Origin of the sequence: Bradyrhizobium zhanjiangense, assembly GCF_004114935.1 — a bacterium.
In the GTDB taxonomy this organism is placed as follows: Bacteria; Pseudomonadota; Alphaproteobacteria; order Rhizobiales; family Xanthobacteraceae; genus Bradyrhizobium; species Bradyrhizobium zhanjiangense.
In genome coordinates this window covers 9,212,861-9,232,449 of sequence record NZ_CP022221.1, presented here as the reverse complement: position 1 = coordinate 9,232,449, position 19,589 = coordinate 9,212,861, and the positions used below count along the sequence as shown (strand labels likewise).

Here is a 19,589-nt window from a genome sequence, read left to right as displayed (position 1 = left end):
GAGCTTCGTAGCTCTGTCGCCGCAGTTTGAGAGCGGTTGATCTGCGTCAACAAGGGTAGCAGCGGTGCTCCTATGCTCTATAAATCATAGGAGCGCGCCAATGTCAGTGCAGGACCATTCCGGGTATCGAGCGCCCCCGCAGGAGGGCATGTCCGTCAAAGCAAAGGCCAGCCTGGTCCTGATCGGATTTCTGGCCATCGCCGCTGCGCTCCTGTTCACCGAGCACAGGGCTCACGTGCTCGGGCTCCTGATTTGGCTCCCGCTTCTCGCCTGTCCGCTGATGCATCTCTTCATGCACGGCGGACATGCTCACCATCACGGCAGCGGCCGGCCGAACGATTCGAGGAGCGCGTGATGCACGACGCCGCGCCCACCTACGGCCTCTGGAGCCTCGTCATCGTCAACTCGGCGGTGTTCATCCTGTTCGCCTACAGCTTCTTCAAGCCGCAGACCTCCCGCGACTGGCGCTCCTTCGGCGCCTTCAGCGCGTTTCTGGTGGCGCTGTTCGTCGAAATGTACGGCTTCCCGCTCACCATCTACTTTCTGTCGGGCTGGCTGCAGTCGCACTACCCGAATGTCGATTGGTTCTCGCATGATGCCGGCCACCTGCTCGAGATGATGTTCGGTTGGAAGACGAATCCGCACGCCGGACCCTTCCACATTCTCAGTTTCATCTTCATCGGCGCCGGGTTCGTCCTGATCTCCGCCGCCTGGAAAGTGCTCTACGACGCGCAGCAGACCCGCAGCTTAGCCACCACCGGCCCCTACAACTACGTCCGGCACCCGCAATATGTCGGCTTCGTGCTGGTGATGTTCGGCTTCCTGTTGCAGTGGCCAACGCTTCTGACGCTGGCGATGTTTCCGGTGCTGACCGTCATGTATGTGAAGCTTGCCAGAGACGAGGAGCACGAGGCCCGGGCCCAGTTCGGCGAGACCTATGCGCGGTACGCTGCGCAGGTGCCGGCGTTCTTTCCCCATCTCAACCGGCAATCCGGTCAGGGCTCTTCCGGCGGCTATCGTCACGGCTGACCCTCGCGCGAGGAGATGCCCGCGAACGGCACTGGCTTGAAAGGACGTCGATGGGCGTGCCAGTCTTCACCGCGAAAGCGCTGACCAAGACCTACGTCTCGGGCGAGGTGGTGGTGCATGCCCTCAACGACGTGGATCTCGAAATCGCCGAGAAGGAGGTGGTCGTGCTGCTCGGCCCCTCCGGAAGCGGCAAGACGACTTTGCTCAACATCATGGGCGGCCTCGACCGACCGACCGGCGGCAGGCTGTTCTTCCGCGACCTTGACCTGACGGATCTCGAGGATCGCGAGCTGACGAAGTATCGCCGCGACCATGTCGGCTTCGTCTTCCAGTTCTACAATCTGGTGCCGAGCCTCACCGCGTATGAAAACGTTGCGCTGGTCACCGAGGTTGCGAGGAACCCGATGCGGCCAGCCGACGCGCTGGCTCTCGTCGGGCTCGAGGAGCGGATGCATCACTTCCCTGCCCAGCTATCCGGCGGCGAGCAGCAGCGCGTCGCCATTGCCCGCGCGGTCGCGAAACGACCGGCGGTCCTGCTGTGCGACGAGCCGACCGGGGCGCTGGATTCGAAAACCGGCATCCGCGTCATCGAAGCGCTGCTCGGGGTCAACCGGCAGCTCGGCACCACCACGGTCATCATCACCCACAATGCCAGCATCCAGGAGGTCGCCGACCGGGTGCTGTTCTTCGCCGACGGTCGGATCTCCCGGATCCAGAAGAACGCGAGCCGGCGGCAAGCCGCCGAGCTCACCTGGTGACGACATGACAGCGCTCGACATCAAATTGTTTCGCGACGTCAGGCGGCTCTGGGCTCAGGTGCTCGCCGTCGCCTTGGTCGTTGGAGGCGGCGTTGCGACGCTGGTGCTTGCGGTCGGCTCCCATCGTTCCCTGGAAGAGACCCGGATCGCCTATTACGAACGCTATGGCTTCGCCGACGTGTTCGCGCAAGCGAAGCGCGCGCCCAAGGCGCTCGCCGCCAGGATCGGCGAGATCCCCGGTGTCGCCGTCGTCGACACCCGCATCGCCAAGCTGGCGCTGCTGGATATTCCCGGCTTCTCCGAGCCCGCCAGCGCCCAGTTCGTCTCGCTGCCCGATAACGGCGAGCCGCACCTCAATCGACTCTACATGCGTTCCGGACGTCTTCCTGAGGCCGGACGGACCGAAGAGGTCGTCGTGAACGAGCCGTTTGCACGGGCTCACGGCTTCTCCGAGGGGGCGCGGTTCTCGGCCATCCTGAACGGCAAGAAGCGCGAGCTCGTCATCGTCGGCACCGCGCTGTCCCCCGAGTTCGTCTACACCGTCGGGCCGGGCGATCTGATGCCGGATGACCGTCGCTACGCGATCGTCTGGATGTCGGAGAAGGCGCTCGCCGGCGTCTACGATCTCGACGGCGCTTTTTCGGCGGTCTCGGTGAAGCTGCAGCCCGGCACCTCGGAGCGCGAGGTGATCTCGCGGCTCGACACCTTGCTCGACCCCTATGGCGGGCAGGCTGCTCATGGCCGCAAGGACCAGATCTCGCACGCCTGGCTCGATCATGAGCTCGACATGCTCAACAACATGAGCCGCACGCTGCCGCCGATCTTCCTGCTGGTCGCCGCATTCCTGGTCAATCTCACTCTGACCCGGCTGGTCGCGCTCGAGCGCGAGCAGATCGGTCTGCTGAAGGCGCTCGGCTATGCCGACAGCAGCATCGTGCTGCACTATTTCAAGTTCGTGGCGCTGATCGTCGTGATCGGAATCCTCCTGGGCGGCGTCGCCGGCACCTGGCTCGGCTTGCGCATCACCGCGCTGTTCGGCGACTTCTTCCACTTCCCGTTCCTGGTGTTCGCAAAGGCGCCGGACCTCCATGTCACTGCGGGCGCGCTCAGCGCGGCTGCCGCCGCGATCGGCGCGTTCCGCGCGCTACGCGGGGTGGTGAAGCTGCCTCCTGCCGTCGCCATGCAACCGCCGGCCCCGCCGGTCTATCGGCGGCTGCTGCCGGCGCGCATCCAGCTCGAGCAGATCCTGTCACAGCCGACGCTGATGATGATCCGCAACATTGCCCGGCATCCGGTGCGGGCCTTCTTCACCGCGCTCGGCATGGCGCTGGCGACTGCGATCCTTGTGGTCTCGCTGTTCACGCGGGACAGCATGGAGCACCTGACCGACGTGACCTATTTCCTCGCCGACCGGCAGGACGTAACCGTCGGCTTTGCCGAGAAGCGGATCGCGAATGTCGTGGAGCAGGTGAACCGGCTACCAGGCGTTCTTGCCGCCGAGCCGTTCCGCGAGGTGCCGGTCCGGATTCGCCACGGCAACGTCGAACGCCGCATCGTCATCAGCGGCCGGCCGGCCGACGCCGACCTCCGGCGTATCATCGACGTCGAGCTTCGGCCGGTCGTGCTCCCGGAGACGGGCCTCGCCATCTCCGGCATGCTCGCCCACATCCTCGGCGTCGGGCCCGGCGATAGTGTCGAGATCGATCTGCTGGAGGGAGCCCGGCGAACCGTCACGGTGCCGGTCGTCGCCACCGTCGAGGACTATTTCGGCATCAGGGGCATGATGGAGATCGCGGCACTGCGCAAGCTGATGCGCGAGCCGCCCGTCGTGACCAGCGTCAATCTCAGCCTCGACGAGACCCGGACGGAGGACTTCTACGCCGCCGTGAAGTCCATGCCGACGGTCGGCGGCGTGGCGCTGCAGCGCGTCTCGCTGGCGAACTTCCGCAAGACCGTGGCGCTGCTCGTCACCACGATGGCGAGCATCTACACCGGCCTCGCCGCCGTGATCGCCTTCGGCGTGGTCTACAACAACGCCCGCATCTCGCTGTCCGAACGCGCGCGCGAGCTGGCCAGCCTGCGCGTGCTCGGCTTCACGCGCGTCGAGGTGCTGCGCATCCTGCTGCTGGAGCTCGCCATCCTCACCCTGATCGCCCAGCCGCCGGGATGGGTGATGGGCTACGCCCTCGCTTGGGTCATGAAGACGAACCTGGCCGGCGAACTGATGCGCGTGCGTCTCGTCGTCGAACATTCGACCTACGTCATCGCCACCTCGGTCGTGGTGTTGGCGGCCGCCGCCTCCGCAGTCGTTATCCGCGAACGCATCGACAAACTGGACCTCGTCGCGGTCCTCAAAACGCGAGACTAGCCATGCCGGCAAAGTGGACCAAACGTATCATCGGTGCTGCGGTCCTGGCAGCGGTCGCGGGAGGCCTGGCCTGGTTCGCCTGGCCCCGCCCGGTTCTGGTGGATCTTGCGACCGTCTCGAAAGGGCCGATCGAAGTCACGGCGGATGACGACGGAAAAACCCATGTCCGCCATGTTTACACGGTCTCGGCGCCCATCGCGGGAAAGGTCTTGAGGATTTCGCATCCGCTCGGCGAGCAGGGACCTTCGCTTCACGTCGGCGACGAGGTCGTCGCCAATCAGACCGTCATCGCCCTGATGCAGCCGACGCTTCCGGGTTTCATCGACGTGCGCTCGCGGGATCAGCTCCAAGCCGAAGTCTTGGCCGCGGATGCGGCGATCCAGCAGCAGGAGGCAGAGGTGAAGCGGATCGAAGCCGCGCTGGACTTTTCAAGGACCGAATTCCAGCGGGCGCAGGCACTGTCGCGGACACAGACCATCTCCGCCCAGGCCTTCGACAAGGCGAAGTTCGAGGTCGCCACCAATGAGGCCGCCCTGGCCAGCGCCAAGGCCCAGGTCGACATGCGTCGCGCGGTGCGGACCAGCCTGGCGGCGCGGCTGATGGACCCGGCCAATGCCACGCCGTCGGCGGAGCCGGTCTGCTGCGTCCGGGTGCTCGCGCCGGCAAGCGGACGGGTGCTGAAGGTCATCCAGGACAGCGAGGCGACGGTCCTACCCGGGACGCCGCTGGTCGATATCGGCAACCCGCTCGATCTCGAAGTCGTGGCCGACCTGCTCTCAACCGACGCGGTCCAGATCAAGGTCGGCGCGCCGGTCCGCATCGACGGCTGGGGCGGGAAGCCGATTAAGGGCAAGGTGGTCCGGGTAGACCCAGCCGGCTTCCTGAAAGTCTCGGCGCTGGGCATCGAGGAGCAGCGAGTCCGCGTGACCATCGATTTCAGCGACCCGCCTGAGGCGTGGGCCTCACTCGGACATGATTATCGGGTCATCGTCCACGTCACCACCTGGAGTACTCAGGATGCTTTGACCGTGCCGGTGAGCGCCTTGTTCCGGAAAGGCGATCAGTGGGCCGTTTTTGCCGACGAGAACGATCGTGCAAAAACGACTCTCGTTCAGATCGGCCACCGCAACAGCCGCATGGCCGAGATTCGACTAGGCCTGACCGCTGGGGACCGCGTCGTGCTGCACCCGAGCGACCGGATCACCGATGGAGCGAGGATCGCGCAAAGAGGTCCGGAATAGATACAGGACTGCAAGCACGGGTTCGATGATGCCATCATGCCCCTGTTTTGCCCGACGGGTCAAACGAATTTCGTAAAATCGAAAAAGCGCAATCCAAACAAGACCCCGGCTACTGTGCATGGGGTTGTTTTTCGATAATTTTGTTTTCGGGCCCCAAACGTCCCCGGACCGACCAATCTCGCTACGCTTGAAACGGGCCCGCCCCGCCTCAGCTATCCACCTTCAGCGCGGCAATGAAAGCTTCCTGCGGGATGTCGACCTTGCCGAACTGCCGCATCTTCTTCTTGCCTTCCTTCTGCTTCTCCAGAAGCTTGCGCTTACGCGTGATGTCGCCGCCGTAGCACTTTGCGGTGACGTCCTTGCGCAGCGCGCGGACGGTCTCGCGCGCGATCACCTTGCCGCCGATCGCCGCCTGGATCGGGATCTGGAACATGTGCGGCGGGATCAGCTCCTTCATCTTCTCGACCATGGCGCGGCCGCGCCCTTCGGCGCGGGTGCGATGCACCAGCATAGAGAGCGCATCGACCGGCTCGGCATTGACCAGGATCTGCATCTTGACGAGATCGGCCGGCTTGTAGTCGGTGAGGTGATAGTCGAACGAGGCGTAGCCCTTGGAGACCGACTTCAGGCGGTCGTAGAAATCGAACACGACCTCGTTGAGCGGCAGATCGTATTTCACCATGGCGCGGGAGCCGACGTAAGTGAGCTCCTTCTGCGAGCCACGGCGGTCCTGGCACAGTTTTAAGACGCTGCCGAGATATTCGTCCGGAGTGAGGATCGTCGCCTCGATCCAGGGCTCGTCGATCTCGGCGATCTTGACCACGTCGGGCATGTCGACGGGATTGTGGATCTCAAGCTCGGTGCCGTCGGTGAGCTTCATCTTGTAGATGACGCTCGGCGCGGTCGCGATCAGGTTGAGGTCGAATTCGCGCGACAGCCGCTCCTGGATGATCTCGAGGTGCAACAGGCCGAGGAAGCCGCAGCGGAAGCCGAAGCCGAGTGCGGCCGAGGTCTCCATCTCGAAGGAGAAGCTGGCATCGTTCAGCCGCAGCTTGCCCATCGCGGCGCGCAGCGTCTCGAAGTCGTCGGCATCGACCGGGAACAGGCCGCAGAACACCACCGGGATCGCCGGCTTGAAGCCCGGCAGCATGTCGGCGACCGGCTTCCTGTCGTCGGTGATGGTGTCGCCGACGCGGGTGTCGGCGACCTCCTTGATCGCGGCGGTGATGAAGCCGATCTCGCCGGGGCCGAGCTCGTCGACCTGCTGCATCTTCGGCGTGAAGAAGCCGACGCGCTCGACGTCATAGGCCGCGCCCGTGCCCATCATGCGGACGCGCTGGCCCTTCTTCATGGTGCCGTCGACGATCCGCACCAGCACGACGACGCCGAGATAGACGTCATACCAGCTGTCGACCAGTAGCGCCTTCAACGTCGCGTCGCGATCGCCCTTTGGTGGCGGCAGGCGGGTGACGATCGCCTCCAGCACGTCGGGGACGCCGAGGCCGGTCTTGGCCGAGATCATCACCGCGTCGGAGGCGTCGATGCCGATGACGTCCTCGATCTGCTGCTTGATCTTCTCGGGCTCGGCGGCGGGCAGGTCGACCTTGTTCAGGACCGGGACGATCTCGTGATTGTTGTCGAGCGCCTGGTAGACGTTGGCGAGCGTCTGCGCTTCGACGCCCTGGCTGGCGTCGACCACCAAGAGGGAACCCTCGCAGGCCGCCAGCGACCGCGAGACCTCGTAGGCGAAGTCGACATGGCCGGGCGTGTCCATCAGGTTGAAGATGTAATCCTTGCCGTCCTTGGCGCGGTAGGCGAGGCGCACCGTCTGCGCCTTGATGGTGATACCGCGCTCGCGCTCGATGTCCATGGAATCGAGCACCTGCTCCTTGCCCGCCATCTCGCGGTCGGACAGGCCGCCGGTCATCTGGATCAGGCGGTCGGCCAGCGTCGATTTGCCATGGTCGATATGGGCGACGATGGAGAAATTGCGGATGTTGGAAATGGGGACGGTCGTCATGGGCGCGGGATACCACTCACATCCCCGTGCGGCAACCATTCACTTGACCTCCGCGGCAGCAGGGGGCGACGCGCTCGGCAGCCCTGTGCTCGGCTGAACCGCTCGGATGGGGCAATATTTCGGTTTCGGCATCGGGGCGGTGTCGCAGGCCGCCCCCGTTCTAGCGGCTGCGGTCGTTCCCGAGCTCCGCGGCCATCGATTTCAGGGGCGCGCTCTGTTATTCCTCCAGCTTTCTGTCATGGAAGCGGGCCATGTATTGGAAGAAGATTCTTTCTGCCTTGTTGTTTGCCGCATGTTTCGCCTTCCCGGCCGCCGCTGAAAAGCGCGTCGCCCTCGTCATCGGCAACTCCGCTTACCGGAGCGTGCCGCGGCTGGAGAACCCGGCGAACGACGCGCAGCTGGTGGCCGATACGTTGCAGCGGCTCGGCTTCACTCTGGTCGGCGGGGGTGCCCAGATCGAGCTGGACAAGGCGGGCTTCGACAACGCGGTCCAGCGCTTCGGCAATCAATTGATCGGCGCCGACGTCGCCTTGTTTTACTACGCCGGGCACGGCATCCAGGTTCGCGGGGCGAACTATCTCGTGCCGATCACGGCGAATCCGACGCGCGAAACCGACGTGGATTTCCAGATGGTCGATGCCGCACTGGTGCTTCGCCAGATGGATGGAGCAGGAACCAAGCTGAACATCGTCATCCTCGATGCTTGCAGGAACAATCCGTTTGGCGGGCGTGGGCTGCGTGGCTCCGACGGCGGCCTGGCGCAGATCCGCGCTCCGGAGGGAACGCTGCTCTCCTACGCCACCCAGCCTGGAAACGTCGCGCTCGACGGCGCCGACGGGCATAGTCCCTACACGCGGGCGCTGGTCGAAACGATGCAGCGACCCGGGCTCGACGTGCTGCAGACGTTCAATCAGGTGGGGCTCATCGTCAAGCGTGCGACCGGCAGCGCCCAGCAGCCCTGGGTTTCCACCTCGCCGATCGACGGCTCATTCTACTTTTCGGGCGCAGCGGCAGGGCAGGTGGCGGCAGTCGACGTGCCGGCGACGGTCACAGCGCCCACCTCAAACCTTCCGTCTTCCGCTCCGGTGACGAGGACGCAGTCGGATTTCCTGTTTCCGGATTCCGATAGCCGGCTGCTTGCCGATGCCGATCTGAGGACGCTGAGCAAGGATGAGCTGCGCCTTGCGCGCAACGAGATCTTTGCACGGCGAGGGCGCTACTTCAGCGCGCCAGATCTGACGGCAAGGTTCAGCAAGTTCGCCTGGTACGTACCCCGGACCTGGGACCCTCAGCTCAGCGCCGTCGAGAAGGCAAATGTCGCCTTGATCGAACGCTATGAATCCGGCGGCCCGTCTCAGAGCGGCTTCATCTTTCCCGATTCCGATCGACGTCTGCTCACGTCCGCTGATCTGCGTGGGCTTTCGAACGACGAACTCCGTATCGCGCGCAACGAGATCTTTGCGCGACGCGGACGATATTTCGAAGCGGCAGATCTCAAGGCCCGCTTTGAGCGCTTCTCATGGTATTCGCCCAATACATGGAATCCCAAGCTCAATTCGATCGAGGAGGCGAATGTCGCGCTGCTCGATCAGGCCGGCAAGCGCCGATGATCGCGCTGCGGGCAGCACACGTCGTTGTCATTCTCGTGCTTGCCTCTGCCTCGGCGAAGGCCCAGACCAGAGCCGAGCTTCTCGATCGGCTGGTTCGCGCCTATCCCGAAGCTCTGTCCGGTCACGACGGCAAGCAAATTGTCTGGCGCGATGGCACCGCAATGCCGGTCGACGACGGCATCGACGACAAGTCGTTTGATCAGCGCCTGCGCGATGCCTCGATCATCGACCAGCTCCGTTTGTCCTATCCGGTTGGCGTTTCCGCAGCCCCGGGAGTGAACGCCGATCCCGGACGGTTCAGGAACGAAGCGTTCTTCAGGAAGATGTATGGCGACTGCCATGCCGGCGCAGTCCAGCGCAATCTCGTCACCATCGTCTGGCTGCCGCGATCATGGGGCAAGGCGATTAAGGTAACGCGGATCAACGGCGTCGCCGATCGGCTCAGGGAGGTGTCGGCGGAAATCGACAAGCTCGAGCCGGCGCTGAAGGCTGCCGCCTTTCCGATTGCCGGCGTGCTGTCGTGTCGGCCCGTCGCCGACACAGGCAAGATGAGCATGCATGGCTATGCCGCCGCGATCGACCTGAACCTGCGATATTCCGATTACTGGCTTTGGTCCGGCCGGGGAAAGTCGATTCCGTACAAGAACAGGATGCCGCAAGAGATCGTCGACATCTTCGAACGTCATGGCTTCATCTGGGGCGGCAAATGGTATCACTACGACACCATGCACTTTGAATATCGCCCGGAACTGCTGGCCCGGTGAACGCGACGATTTTCCGGGCGGAGCGGGCGTTCGTTCACGCCAAGCTGATTTCACTCGCGCGCAAAACGCGCTACCCAAGCGCCCCATGTCAACCACATCCCTCCCGACCGCCAGGGCGCGTCAGAAAACCCGGGTGAGTTACCATCGCTTCCGGGCCTGGCTGGTCGCCTGCGCGATCCGTCCCGAGGCCCGTCTGTGGCTGGTGATCCAGCTCGCCATCCTGCATGCGGTGCTCTGGACCTTCATCCTGATCAATCTCAAGGCGGCGCAGGACGTTCACATGGACGTCGCAGAAGCCTATGGCTGGGGCCAGAAATTCCTCTGGGGTTATGGCAAGCATCCGCCGCTGTCGGGCTGGATCGCCGGTCTCTGGTTCAAGCTGTTCCCGGCGGCGGACTGGGCGACCTATGCGCTAGCGATGGCGACCGTCAGTGCCGGCATGGTGATCTGCTGGCTGGTTGCGTTGCGCGTGGTCGACGCGCGGCGTGCGTTCCTGGTCGTGGTGATGATCGCGCTCTACCCGATCTTCAATTTCAAGGGTTTCAAGTACAACCCGGATCTGCTCCAGCTCGTCACGCTGCCGCTGCTCGTGCTCGCTTATCTCAACGCCTTCGCGAAGCGGAGCTGGCCATCCGGAGTCTTGCTCGGGCTGGCCGGCGCGCTGGCGCTCATGACCAAATATTGGGTGCTGACCATGATCGGCGCCATCGGCCTTGCCGCGCTGATCCATCCCGAGCGGTTGCGCTTCCTGTCGTCGCCGGCGCCATGGGTTGCGATCGCGACGATGGTGGTGGCGATGATCCCACATATCGTCTGGCTGGCGGATGCGCATTTCGTGCCGCTGACCTATGCCGGCGACACCTACAGCCTCCAGGACAGCAGCCAGGTGCATCAGCTCGTCGCCGGCTACTTCCTGCATAATTTCGCGTTGCTGGCCCTGCCGGTCGCGCTCGCAGCGCTCGCCATGGCGCTGGTGCCGCCGTGGCTCACGCTGCTCATGCGCGCGCCCTTGCGCATCATCACGCGAGCCTGGGCGCGCGGGACCAATCCGAGCGTCAACCTCTCGCAGGCGCTGAACGTCTGGATCATCCAGATCATCGTCGCGTTCGGCCCGCCGCTCGGCGCGCTGGTGTTCAGCATCTACATGAAGACCGATTGGGGCATCTCGCTGTTCTTCCTGGTGCCCTTGGCGCTGGTCGCGATCCCTGCATTGCGAGTGCAGAGCTCGGTGCTGTTCAACATCGCCGCGATCTGGCTCGTGCTCAGCGTCGCCACGCTCGCCGCCTCGCCCTGGATCGCCGCACGCGAGATGGCGGCCAATGCCGGCAACACGGCGACCTATGGCGCGCGCTCGGAGCTGGCGCGCGAGCTGACGCAGGAATGGCACGCGCGCTTTGCCTCGCGCTGGGCGGTCGTCGCCGGGACGATGGAGACGATTCAGCCGATGGTGTTCTACAGCCCCGATCACCCCAGCCCGTTCACGCCGAACGAAGCCTGGGCGTCCGGGCTGACCTCGCTCGAGGACGTCAGGACCTACGGCTTCATCGGCGTGTTCGATCCGACCGACGAACGTCTGCCCAAGTTCGAGAAGTGGGTCTCAGAGGTCGCGCCGAACGCCGAGCGCATGGTGATGACCACGCGTCGCTTCACCCACGGCAAGGCCGGTCCGGCGATGAGCTGGAACATCTACATCGTGCCGCCGGGGAAGTGAGCTCTCTTTACCTCTCCCCGCTTGCGGGGAGAGGTCGGATCGCTCTTGCGATCCGGGGGAGGGGGTACAAGTCTCACAACGATCTCATGCGCGGAGGGAGGCCCCTCACCCCAATCCTCTCCCCGTAAGAACGGGGCGAGGGAGCGCAACACGGCGCGTGCGAGAGAAGGGCCTAAACCCCTTCCTCGTTGAACTTGCTTTCAACCAGCTCGGTGATCGCAGTGAGTGCCGCTTCGGCTTCGTCGCCGGCAGCCGCGACCGTGATGGTCGTGCCGGGACCCGCGGCCAGCATCATCAGGCCCATGATCGAGGTGCCGCCGACGGTCTCGCCGCCGCGCGTCACCCACACTTGCGCGTTGAAGCGCTCGACCGCCTGGACGAACTTCGCCGAGGCGCGGGCGTGCAGGCCGCGCTTGTTGATGATCAGAAGCTCTTTGGAGATCGCCCCCGCGGGCACGCCCGTTGCGGCTTGCGGCGCGTCGTCGCTCATTTGCCGGCGAGCACGCGGCTGGCGATGGTGACGTATTTGCGGCCGGCTTCCTGGGCCATCGCGATCGCGTCGGGCAGCGGACGCTCCTCGCGCACCTTGGCGAGCTTCACCAGCATGGGCAGGTTGATGCCCGCGAGCACTTCGACCTTGGGCCGGCTCATGCAGGATATTGCGAGGTTCGACGGCGTGCCGCCGAACATGTCGGTAAGGATCGCGACGCCGTCGCCGGAATCGACGCGGTTAACCGCCTCGATGATGTCGCTTCGGCAGAGATCGGAATCATCTTCGGCACCGATCGTGATCGCTTCGATTTGCTTTTGTGGGCCCATGACATGCTCAAGCGCTGCCTTGAATTCGTCGGCAAGGCGCCCGTGGGTCACAAGTACTAGACCAATCATCGGAAAACTCCTCGCGGGCGCTTTTGGTGCGCCGCACGAACGCGCCACTTTGACCATCCAGAGCCCCTGCGCAAGAGGGGATGTTGCGTATCTCCCTGAATCTAGACGGATGGATGAGGGGAGCTGCGCCGGTCTATTCGGTCGCGATAGTGGGGTTCATATGGTTACCATTTCCCTTCAAACAATCGGCTGAGGGCTTAACGGAAGATGAACTCTTGGTAGTGGTCAAGGCCGCAACAACCAATGGGAGGGGCGAATAGCCGCGGCTAACAGGGATTCGCGGTATTTCGACACCAGAAATGCTGGTTTTCAGCGATTCTGTCGCAGGCAGGCGCTCGGCATCCGCCGCGTCCAGATCGACCACGAGGCCGACCGTCGCATGCTCCACGAAGTCGCAGCGGCGGATTCCCAAGCCCCGGATCTCGATCAGGCCAGCCAATACCGGAGCGGGGCGGACTTCAATTTCATGGCCGACTGTCGCCAGATGGACACGGTCATCTCCGACCAGAACGGCCCTTTCGACCAGGCCCGACCGGCCGGCCATGATCAAATCGAAGGCAAGGCGCGACTTGCCGGAGCCCGAGGGACCGCGGATCAGCACGGCAAAATTTCCGACCTTGACGGCGGAGGCGTGCACGCTGGGGCCGCCGTCGCTCATAGCGCCGGCAGCCTCACCACGAAGCGCGCGCCCGTGACCGTCGGCGCGCCGTCGGCATCGAGCGGGCCTGCGCGGTTCTCGGCCCAGATGCGCCCGCCATGGGCATCGACGATCTGCTTGGAGATCGACAATCCGAGGCCGGAGTTCTGGCCAAAGCCCTGATGCGGACGGTCGGTGTAGAAGCGCTCGAAGATGCGCTCCAGCGCGTCGTCGCGGATGCCGGGGCCCTCGTCGTCGACCACGATCTCGATCTCGCCGCGCACGCGGCGGCAGGCGAGGCGCACCTTGCTGCCGGCTTCCGAGAACGATTGCGCGTTGGACAGCAGGTTGGAGACGACCTGTCCGAGCCGCGAATCGTGGCCGGTCACGGCGAACGTGTCGGTCGGGCCGCGGCCCTCGAAGCGGGTCTCGACCGCGACGTCGTGGCCGAGCTTGGTCTCGTTGGCGACGGACGCAAGCGTCGTCAGCAGGCGGCGCAAGTCGACCGGGATCGCATCCTGGCGCTGCAATTCGGCATCGAGGCGGCTGGCGTCCGAGATGTCCGAGATCAGACGGTCGAGCCGCTTGACGTCATGCTCGATCACCTCGAGCAGACGTGCGCGGCTGGTCTCGTTGCGCGCCAGCGGCAGCGTCTCGACCGCCGAGCGCAGCGAGGTCAGCGGGTTCTTCAGTTCATGGGCGACGTCGGCGGCGAACATCTCGATCGCCTCGATGCGGCTGTAGAGCGCGCTGGTCATGTCGCGCAGCGCGCCGGAGAGGTGGCCGATCTCGTCGCGGCGGCGGGTGAAATCGGGGATCTCGATGCGGGCCTTGATGCGGCGGCGGACGCGCTCGGCGCTGTCGGCGAGCCGGCGCACCGGACCTGCGATCGTGCTGGCAAGCAGCAGCGACAGCATGATCATGACCGTTGCGGCAACACCGCCGACCTTCAGGATGGCGAGGCGCTCGGCGGTGACCATCTGGTCGATGTCGTCGCCCTGGGTCGACAGCATCAAGGCGCCGTGGATGGCACGCGAGCGCAGCACGGGGACCGCGACCGAGACGATCACCTCGCCGCGCGCATTGACCCGCACCATCGAGCGCTTCTGGCCCTGGAGTGCGTCACCCACCTCCGCGTAGCCATTGCCATTCTCGGGCCCGAGCTCGCGGTAGAGCGGCAGGTCGCCGCGGTTCAGCCAGGTCCGCACCGCGACCATGCCGCGCTCGACGATGCCGGGCTTCTCCGCCGGTGGCGGCAGGTTGTAGCGCAGTACGTTTTCGAGATTGCGACTGTCGACCAGCAGGCTGCCGTTCGGATCGTAGATGCGCGCGCGCGTCTTGGTCGGCGAGATCAGCGTGCGCAGCACCGGCGCCACGCGCTCCGGATTGATCGGGAAGTCCAGCGGCGAATATTCGTCCGAGCCGCCATAGGTCTCGCCCGGCTTCAGATCGAGCAGCCGGTCGGGATCGATGGTGATGGCATTGGTCTGCACGGTCGCAGAGGCCGCGATGGCGCCGGCGATGATCTCGGCCTGCACCAGGAGGCTCTGCGCCCGCGCGTCGATCAGGCCGGCGCGGAATTGCGATAGATAGAGGATGCTGGCGACCAGCGCGACGAGGCCGGCGAGGTTGAGCGAGACGATGCGGCGGGTCAGGCTCGAGAAGGACAGCGCGAAGAAGAACTGGCCGGCGCGCTTCAACCAGTTCAGCGGCCGCCAACCCTGCGGCTTGTCTTCGGCAACGTGCGCCGGAACGCCGTGGGATGCGACATCCTCGGCGCTCTGGTTTGGATCAGGCTGCGTTCGGTCAAGCAATGCTTACGCCCGCGTTAGGACAGCTCGTTGAGAAGGTCCCCGCATCCTAGAGCGATCCCGGTCCCGATGGAATCAGAACCGGCGATGCTCTCGTCTTTGGTGAAGCTGCCTGCCGCCTCAGGCTTCCTTGAAGCGGTAGCCGACGCCGTAGAGCGTCTCGATCATCTCGAACTCGTTGTCGACCACCTTGAACTTCTTGCGGAGTCGCTTGATGTGGCTGTCGATGGTGCGGTCGTCGACATAGACCTGGTCGTCGTAGGCCGCATCCATCAGCGCGTTGCGGCTCTTCACCACGCCGGGCCGGGTCGCCAGCGCCTGGAGGATCAGGAATTCGGTGACGGTCAGCGTCACCGGCTCGTTCTTCCAGGTGCAGGTATGCCGTTCCGGATCCATGCGCAAAAGGCCGCGGTCGAGCGCCTTGGCGTCGTTCTCCTTCGGCGCGACGGTCGGGTCCTTCGGCGCCGAGCGGCGCAGCACCGCCTTGACGCGCTCGACCAAAAGGCGCTGCGAGAACGGTTTGCGAATGAAGTCGTCGGCGCCCATCTTGAGGCCGAACAGCTCGTCGATCTCTTCGTCCTTGGAGGTCAGGAAGATCACCGGCAGATCGGATTTCTGCCGGAGACGACGCAGCGTCTCCATGCCGTCCATGCGCGGCATCTTGATGTCGAGGATGGCGAGATCGGGCTGGGTGGTGCGAAAACCGTCAAGCGCGGAGGCACCGTCGGTGTAGGTCATGATGCGGTAGCCTTCGGCTTCCAGCGCGATCGAGACGGATGTGAGAATGTTGCGGTCGTCGTCGACCAAAGCGATTGTGGGCATGAGCCTCTGCTTTCTGCTTTCCGTTTGGGTCGTGGCTTGAAACGGCGAGCAATCCAGTGATGCGCCGCATACAATGGGTGCCGAACTCGGCATACGAACCTTGTCACCGAGCAATGCAAGCTAGGCTGAAGTGTGACCAAGTTCCACGAAACGCGGCAGATCCGCCGCGTCTCGACCCATAACCTGGCCCCGTTTACCCGAAAAAAGGCCTCCCTTGCAACCTCCTGACCCCGAGAAAGCCGATGCAACCGACCCCGGATTTCGACCCCGCGAAACTCGCCAAATCGCTGCTGCGACGGTCGCGGCAGGGGGCGCTGGCAACCCTGATGGCCGGTAGCGGCGATCCCTATTGTTCCCTGGTCAATCTGGCGAGCCATCCCGATGGCTCGCCGATCCTGCTGATCTCGCGCCTCGCCGTGCATACCCGGAACATCCGCGCGGACAGCCGGATCTCGCTGATGCTGGACGAGCGCGTGGCCGGCGATCCCCTGGAAGGGGCCCGGATCATGCTGTCCGGCCGGGCGGAACAGGCCGGCACCGACAAGGAGTTGCTCCAGCGACGGTATCTCAATGCCCATCCGTCGGCGGAGGGCTTTGTTTCGTTTAAGGATTTCTCCTTCTTGCGGATCCGGCCCACGGGAACCCATCTGGTCGCCGGCTTCGGCCGGATCGTCGACCTCAAGCCCGAGCAGTTCCTCACGGACCTCACCGGCGCCGAGGATCTGCTGGCGGCGGAACAGGGCGCCGTCGAGCACATGAATGCCGACCATCGCGACGCCATGAACCTCTATGCCACAAGGCTCCTCGGCGCCGCCAAGGGCGACTGGCGCTGCACCGGCTGCGATCCGGAAGGCCTCGATATGCAAATGGAGCAGACCGCGCTGCGGCTGGACTTCCCGGAGCGGGTGACGGATGGCACGGCACTGCGCAAGATGCTGGTCCGCCTCGCTGGTGAGGCGCGCAAGAAGATGGACCAGGGCGCAACGCTTTGAACGTCGCCGCTCATCGCTGCGACCCAAGACCGTGATCGGTCCGACGGCGGCAGCGAGAGTGTTCATGGCAAGATGGAATCGAGTGGCGCTGATCGCAGGTCTCGCGCTCGCGGCGAGCGCATCGCTGTCCACGGCTGCCCTTGCCCAGAAGGGCAATCTCGCGGCGCAGGGCGCCAGGGTCAACGCGCTTATGAGTGCCGGCAAGTATTCGGAGGCGCTCCCGCTCGCGCAGGCGATGGTTGCGAGCCTCGAGAAGAGCGACAACGGCCGCGAGCTCGCCGCTGCGCTCAACAATCTCGGTCAGGTCCATGCCGGCCAGGGGAGCGACGATCTGGCCGAGCCGCTCTACAAGCGCGCGATCGCATTGATGGAAAAGTCGCTCGGCCTCGACACTCCATTGGTCGCGGCCGAACTGACCAATCTCGCCGCGCTATATCAGCGGCAGGGTCGCTTCGCCGAGGCCGAGCCGCTGTTCAAGCGCGCGCTCGCCGTGCGCGAAAAGAGCTTGCCGCGTGAGCATCCCGATGTCGGCCAGGCCCTCAACAATCTGGCCACGCTCTATGTCAAGCAGGAGCAGTTTGCCGACGCCGAGCCGCTGTTCCAGCGGGCGCTTGCGGTCTACCAGAAAGCCGCCGGGCCCGAGCATCCCGCGGTTGCGACAGTCCTGAACAACATCGGTCAGGTCGATCGCGACCTCAATCGCGATGCTGATGCCGAAGCGCCGATCAAGCGTTCGCTCGCGATCCGCGAGAAGGTGTGGGGGCCGGAGCATCCCGACGTCGCCCGCTCGCTGAACAATCTCGCGGGTCTCTATCAGCACCAGCAGCGCTATGCCGAGGCCGAGCCGCTGTATCGCCGCGCGCTGGCGATCCGCGAGCGCGCATTCGGCGCCGATCACCCTGACGTCGCAATCTCGACCAGCAATTTCGCCTATTTCCTCCAGATGTCCGGGCGGACTGCCGACGCCTTGCCGCTCGCAGAAAAGACGCTCGCCAACAATCGTGCGCAGTTGCGCGTCGTGTTGCCGATCCTGTTTTCCGCGCGGCAGCAGCATCTCCTGCCGGACGACAAGGCACTGGACGAGGCGCTCGCGGCGATCCAGCGCGGCACGCAATCCTCTGCCGCCTCCGCCGTGAACAAGCTCGCGGTGCGGTTGGCCGCCGGCAGCGATCGGCTCGCCGAGCTCGTGCGCAAAGATCAGGATCTCGCGGCCGAGTCCGACGCGCTCGACAAGGCGATCATCGCTGCGGTGTCGAAGCCTTCCGCTCAACGCGACCGCGCGGCCGAACAGCGCAGCCGCGCGCGGATTGCGGCAATCGCGAGCGAGCGCAGCGGATTGCAGAAGACCCTCGCCGTCGAGTTTCCCGACTATTCTTCACTCTCCAACCCGCTGCCGCTGGCGGTGAAGGACATCCAGGCATTGCTGTCGGTCGACGAGTCGATGGTGCTCTATTCTGTCGTCGACAAGCAAAGCTACGTCATCGCGATTACCCGCGAGGGCGTCGACTGGAAGGAGATCCCGCTCGGCGCTGATACGCTGGCGCAGAAAGTGTCCGCCTTCCGCCGGGGATTGGACGTCGGCAAGGCGCACGATGCCTCCGGCAAAGTCGGGTTGTTCGACCTTGCGCTCGCGAACGAGCTCTATGTCGCGCTGCTCGGTCCGAGGCGCTGACGAAAGACAAACGCAATTTGCTGGTCGTGCCGTCGGCGGCGCTGACCGCGTTGCCGTTTCATCTGCTGGTCACGGAGAAGCCGCAAGCGGCGATCCCGGACAGGCTCGAAGGCTATCGCAGCGCCGCCTGGCTGTTGCGGCGCCAGGCCGTCTCGGTGCTGCCGTCGGTGATCAGCCTGAAATCGCTGCGCGCTTTTGCGCGCAGGGATCAAGGCATCAAGCCGATGACCGGCTTCGGCGATCCCGTGTTCAACCCTGCGCTGGAGGGGCCGGCCGAGCATCGTGCCCCAAGCGGCAAGGTGGCGGCGCGCAGCATTGCGACCATCGCCTATACCGACTTCTGGCGTGGTGCCGGCGTCGATCGTGCGCGGCTGGCGCAGGCGCTGCCGCAACTGCCGGATACTGCGGACGAGCTGAACGCGGTGGCGAGGGATGTCGGCGCGACCGATGCCGACATCCATCTCGGTCGCGACGCCAGCGAAACGACGCTCAAGCGTGCAGCGCTTGCTCAATATGGCATCATCTACTTTGCCACCCACGGCCTCGTCGCGGGAGACATCAAGGGAGTGGGTGAGCCCTCGCTTGCACTCTCCATTCCCGATCAGCCATCGGAGCTCGACGACGGCCTGCTCACCGCGAGCGAAGTGGCCCAGCTCAAGCTCAATGCGGATTGGGTTGTGCTGTCGGCCTGCAACACCATCGCGGGCGACAAGCCGGGCGCCGAAGCCCTGTCGGGATTGGCGCGCTCGTTCTTTTATGCCGGTGCCCGCGCGCTCCTGGTCTCGCATTGGGCGGTGGATTCGGAAGCTGCCACGCGCTTGACCACCTCGACGTTCGAGCTGCTCAAGAACGAACCGAAGATCGGTCGCGCCGAAGCCTTGCGCCGCGCGATGTTAAGCTATCTCGATGACGCCTCGTCACCGCGCAACGCCTACCCTGCGATGTGGGGGCCGTTCGCACTCATCGGCGAAGGTGAGGTACGATAGGAAGCCACGTCGGGCATTGTGCGTCGCAATAACCTCAAGTAACGCGCAAATGCGCATTTGGTTGCGCGATCATTCGAAGTTTTTGAATGCGCCTGCTCAGAGCTGACATGCGCGACGTTTGGCGCGGTCTTTGAATAAACCAAATCCTACGGGATCAGCTTGGCAACGCCAGCGTTCATCAGTATTAGGTCGCCCAACTTAGGTCGCCCAACCGAGGCTAAATGGCCTATATTCACGGTGACCGCGATGGCGCCAAAGTTTGGTCGCGCTAAGTGTCGCG

15 protein-coding genes and 1 pseudogene are annotated in these 19,589 nt (G+C 64.5%); 10 read left to right on the top strand and 6 right to left on the bottom strand.

All coding sequences use genetic code 11. The annotated features are described in order from the left end of the window. Nucleotides 1-100 precede the first annotated feature (100 nt). From XH85_RS44120 to XH85_RS44100, 5 genes are read left to right on the top strand one after another with little or no spacing between them, the layout of a single operon-like run. Nucleotides 101-355, top strand: coding sequence for a DUF2933 domain-containing protein (locus XH85_RS44120; RefSeq protein ID WP_128936945.1), 255 nt, complete (start codon nucleotides 101-103; stop codon nucleotides 353-355). Continuing rightward, a complete protein-coding gene (locus XH85_RS44115) occupies nucleotides 355-1,029 on the top strand; it encodes a methyltransferase family protein (protein ID WP_164939675.1) in 675 nt (224 codons plus the stop codon). Before XH85_RS44120 ends, XH85_RS44115 begins: the two co-directional genes overlap by 1 nt. A gap of 50 nt (nucleotides 1,030-1,079) precedes the next feature. Then, on the top strand, nucleotides 1,080-1,787 hold the full coding sequence (locus XH85_RS44110) for an ABC transporter ATP-binding protein (RefSeq protein WP_128936943.1): 708 nt from the start codon (nucleotides 1,080-1,082) through the stop codon (nucleotides 1,785-1,787). Between the two features lie 4 nt (nucleotides 1,788-1,791). After that, nucleotides 1,792-4,155, top strand: coding sequence for an ABC transporter permease (locus XH85_RS44105; protein WP_128936942.1), 2,364 nt, complete (start codon nucleotides 1,792-1,794; stop codon nucleotides 4,153-4,155). 2 nt (nucleotides 4,156-4,157) lie between these two features. Continuing rightward, on the top strand, nucleotides 4,158-5,396 hold the full coding sequence (locus XH85_RS44100; protein ID WP_128936941.1) for an efflux RND transporter periplasmic adaptor subunit: 1,239 nt from the start codon (nucleotides 4,158-4,160) through the stop codon (nucleotides 5,394-5,396). Between the two features lie 208 nt (nucleotides 5,397-5,604). On the opposite strand, the gene lepA is transcribed toward XH85_RS44100, so the two are convergent. Then, nucleotides 5,605-7,416 (bottom strand): translation elongation factor 4, encoded by a 1,812-nt coding sequence (lepA, locus tag XH85_RS44095; protein WP_128936940.1) that lies wholly within the window; start codon nucleotides 7,414-7,416, stop codon nucleotides 5,605-5,607. Between the two features lie 251 nt (nucleotides 7,417-7,667). Between lepA and XH85_RS44090 the strand changes: the two genes are divergently transcribed. The 3 genes from XH85_RS44090 (at nucleotide 7,668) to XH85_RS44080 (ending at nucleotide 11,501) form a co-directional block, all read left to right on the top strand. Further along, nucleotides 7,668-9,026 (top strand): caspase family protein, encoded by a 1,359-nt coding sequence (locus tag XH85_RS44090; RefSeq protein ID WP_128936939.1) that lies wholly within the window; start codon nucleotides 7,668-7,670, stop codon nucleotides 9,024-9,026. After that, a complete protein-coding gene (locus tag XH85_RS47215; protein WP_128936938.1) occupies nucleotides 9,023-9,790 on the top strand; it encodes a M15 family metallopeptidase in 768 nt (255 codons plus the stop codon). Before XH85_RS44090 ends, XH85_RS47215 begins: the two co-directional genes overlap by 4 nt. An 85-nt stretch (nucleotides 9,791-9,875) precedes the next feature. Beyond that, nucleotides 9,876-11,501 (top strand): glycosyltransferase family 39 protein, encoded by a 1,626-nt coding sequence (locus XH85_RS44080; RefSeq protein ID WP_128936937.1) that lies wholly within the window; start codon nucleotides 9,876-9,878, stop codon nucleotides 11,499-11,501. A gap of 172 nt (nucleotides 11,502-11,673) precedes the next feature. On the opposite strand, the gene XH85_RS44075 is transcribed toward XH85_RS44080, so the two are convergent. From XH85_RS44075 to XH85_RS44055, 5 genes are all read right to left on the bottom strand, one after another. Continuing rightward, nucleotides 11,674-11,991: an HPr family phosphocarrier protein gene (locus XH85_RS44075; RefSeq protein ID WP_091884753.1), complete on the bottom strand. Its 318-nt coding sequence runs from the start codon at nucleotides 11,989-11,991 to the stop codon at nucleotides 11,674-11,676. Then, nucleotides 11,988-12,389, bottom strand: a complete 402-nt coding sequence (locus XH85_RS44070; RefSeq protein ID WP_007597752.1) for a PTS sugar transporter subunit IIA — start codon at nucleotides 12,387-12,389, stop codon at nucleotides 11,988-11,990. The genes XH85_RS44075 and XH85_RS44070 overlap by 4 nt, the downstream gene beginning before the upstream one ends. Nucleotides 12,390-12,522: 133 nt before the next feature. Continuing rightward, complete coding sequence (locus tag XH85_RS44065) at nucleotides 12,523-13,047, bottom strand: HPr kinase/phosphorylase (protein WP_128936936.1); 525 nt, start codon at nucleotides 13,045-13,047, stop codon at nucleotides 12,523-12,525. After that, nucleotides 13,044-14,840, bottom strand: a complete 1,797-nt coding sequence (locus tag XH85_RS44060; RefSeq protein ID WP_128936935.1) for a sensor histidine kinase — start codon at nucleotides 14,838-14,840, stop codon at nucleotides 13,044-13,046. Before XH85_RS44060 ends, XH85_RS44065 begins: the two co-directional genes overlap by 4 nt. 117 nt (nucleotides 14,841-14,957) lie before the next feature. Next, nucleotides 14,958-15,659 carry a response regulator transcription factor gene (locus XH85_RS44055; RefSeq protein WP_008542552.1) on the bottom strand — a complete coding sequence of 234 codons (702 nt, stop codon included), beginning with the start codon at nucleotides 15,657-15,659 and terminating at the stop codon, nucleotides 14,958-14,960. A 242-nt stretch (nucleotides 15,660-15,901) separates the two neighbouring features. Here XH85_RS44055 and XH85_RS44050 point away from each other — a divergent pair, with 242 nt between their 5' ends. After that, nucleotides 15,902-16,651: a HugZ family pyridoxamine 5'-phosphate oxidase gene (locus XH85_RS44050; protein ID WP_128936934.1), complete on the top strand. Its 750-nt coding sequence runs from the start codon at nucleotides 15,902-15,904 to the stop codon at nucleotides 16,649-16,651. Between the two features lie 64 nt (nucleotides 16,652-16,715). After that, nucleotides 16,716-19,309: pseudogene (locus tag XH85_RS44045) on the top strand (CHAT domain-containing tetratricopeptide repeat protein). Nucleotides 19,310-19,589: the final 280 nt, after the last annotated feature.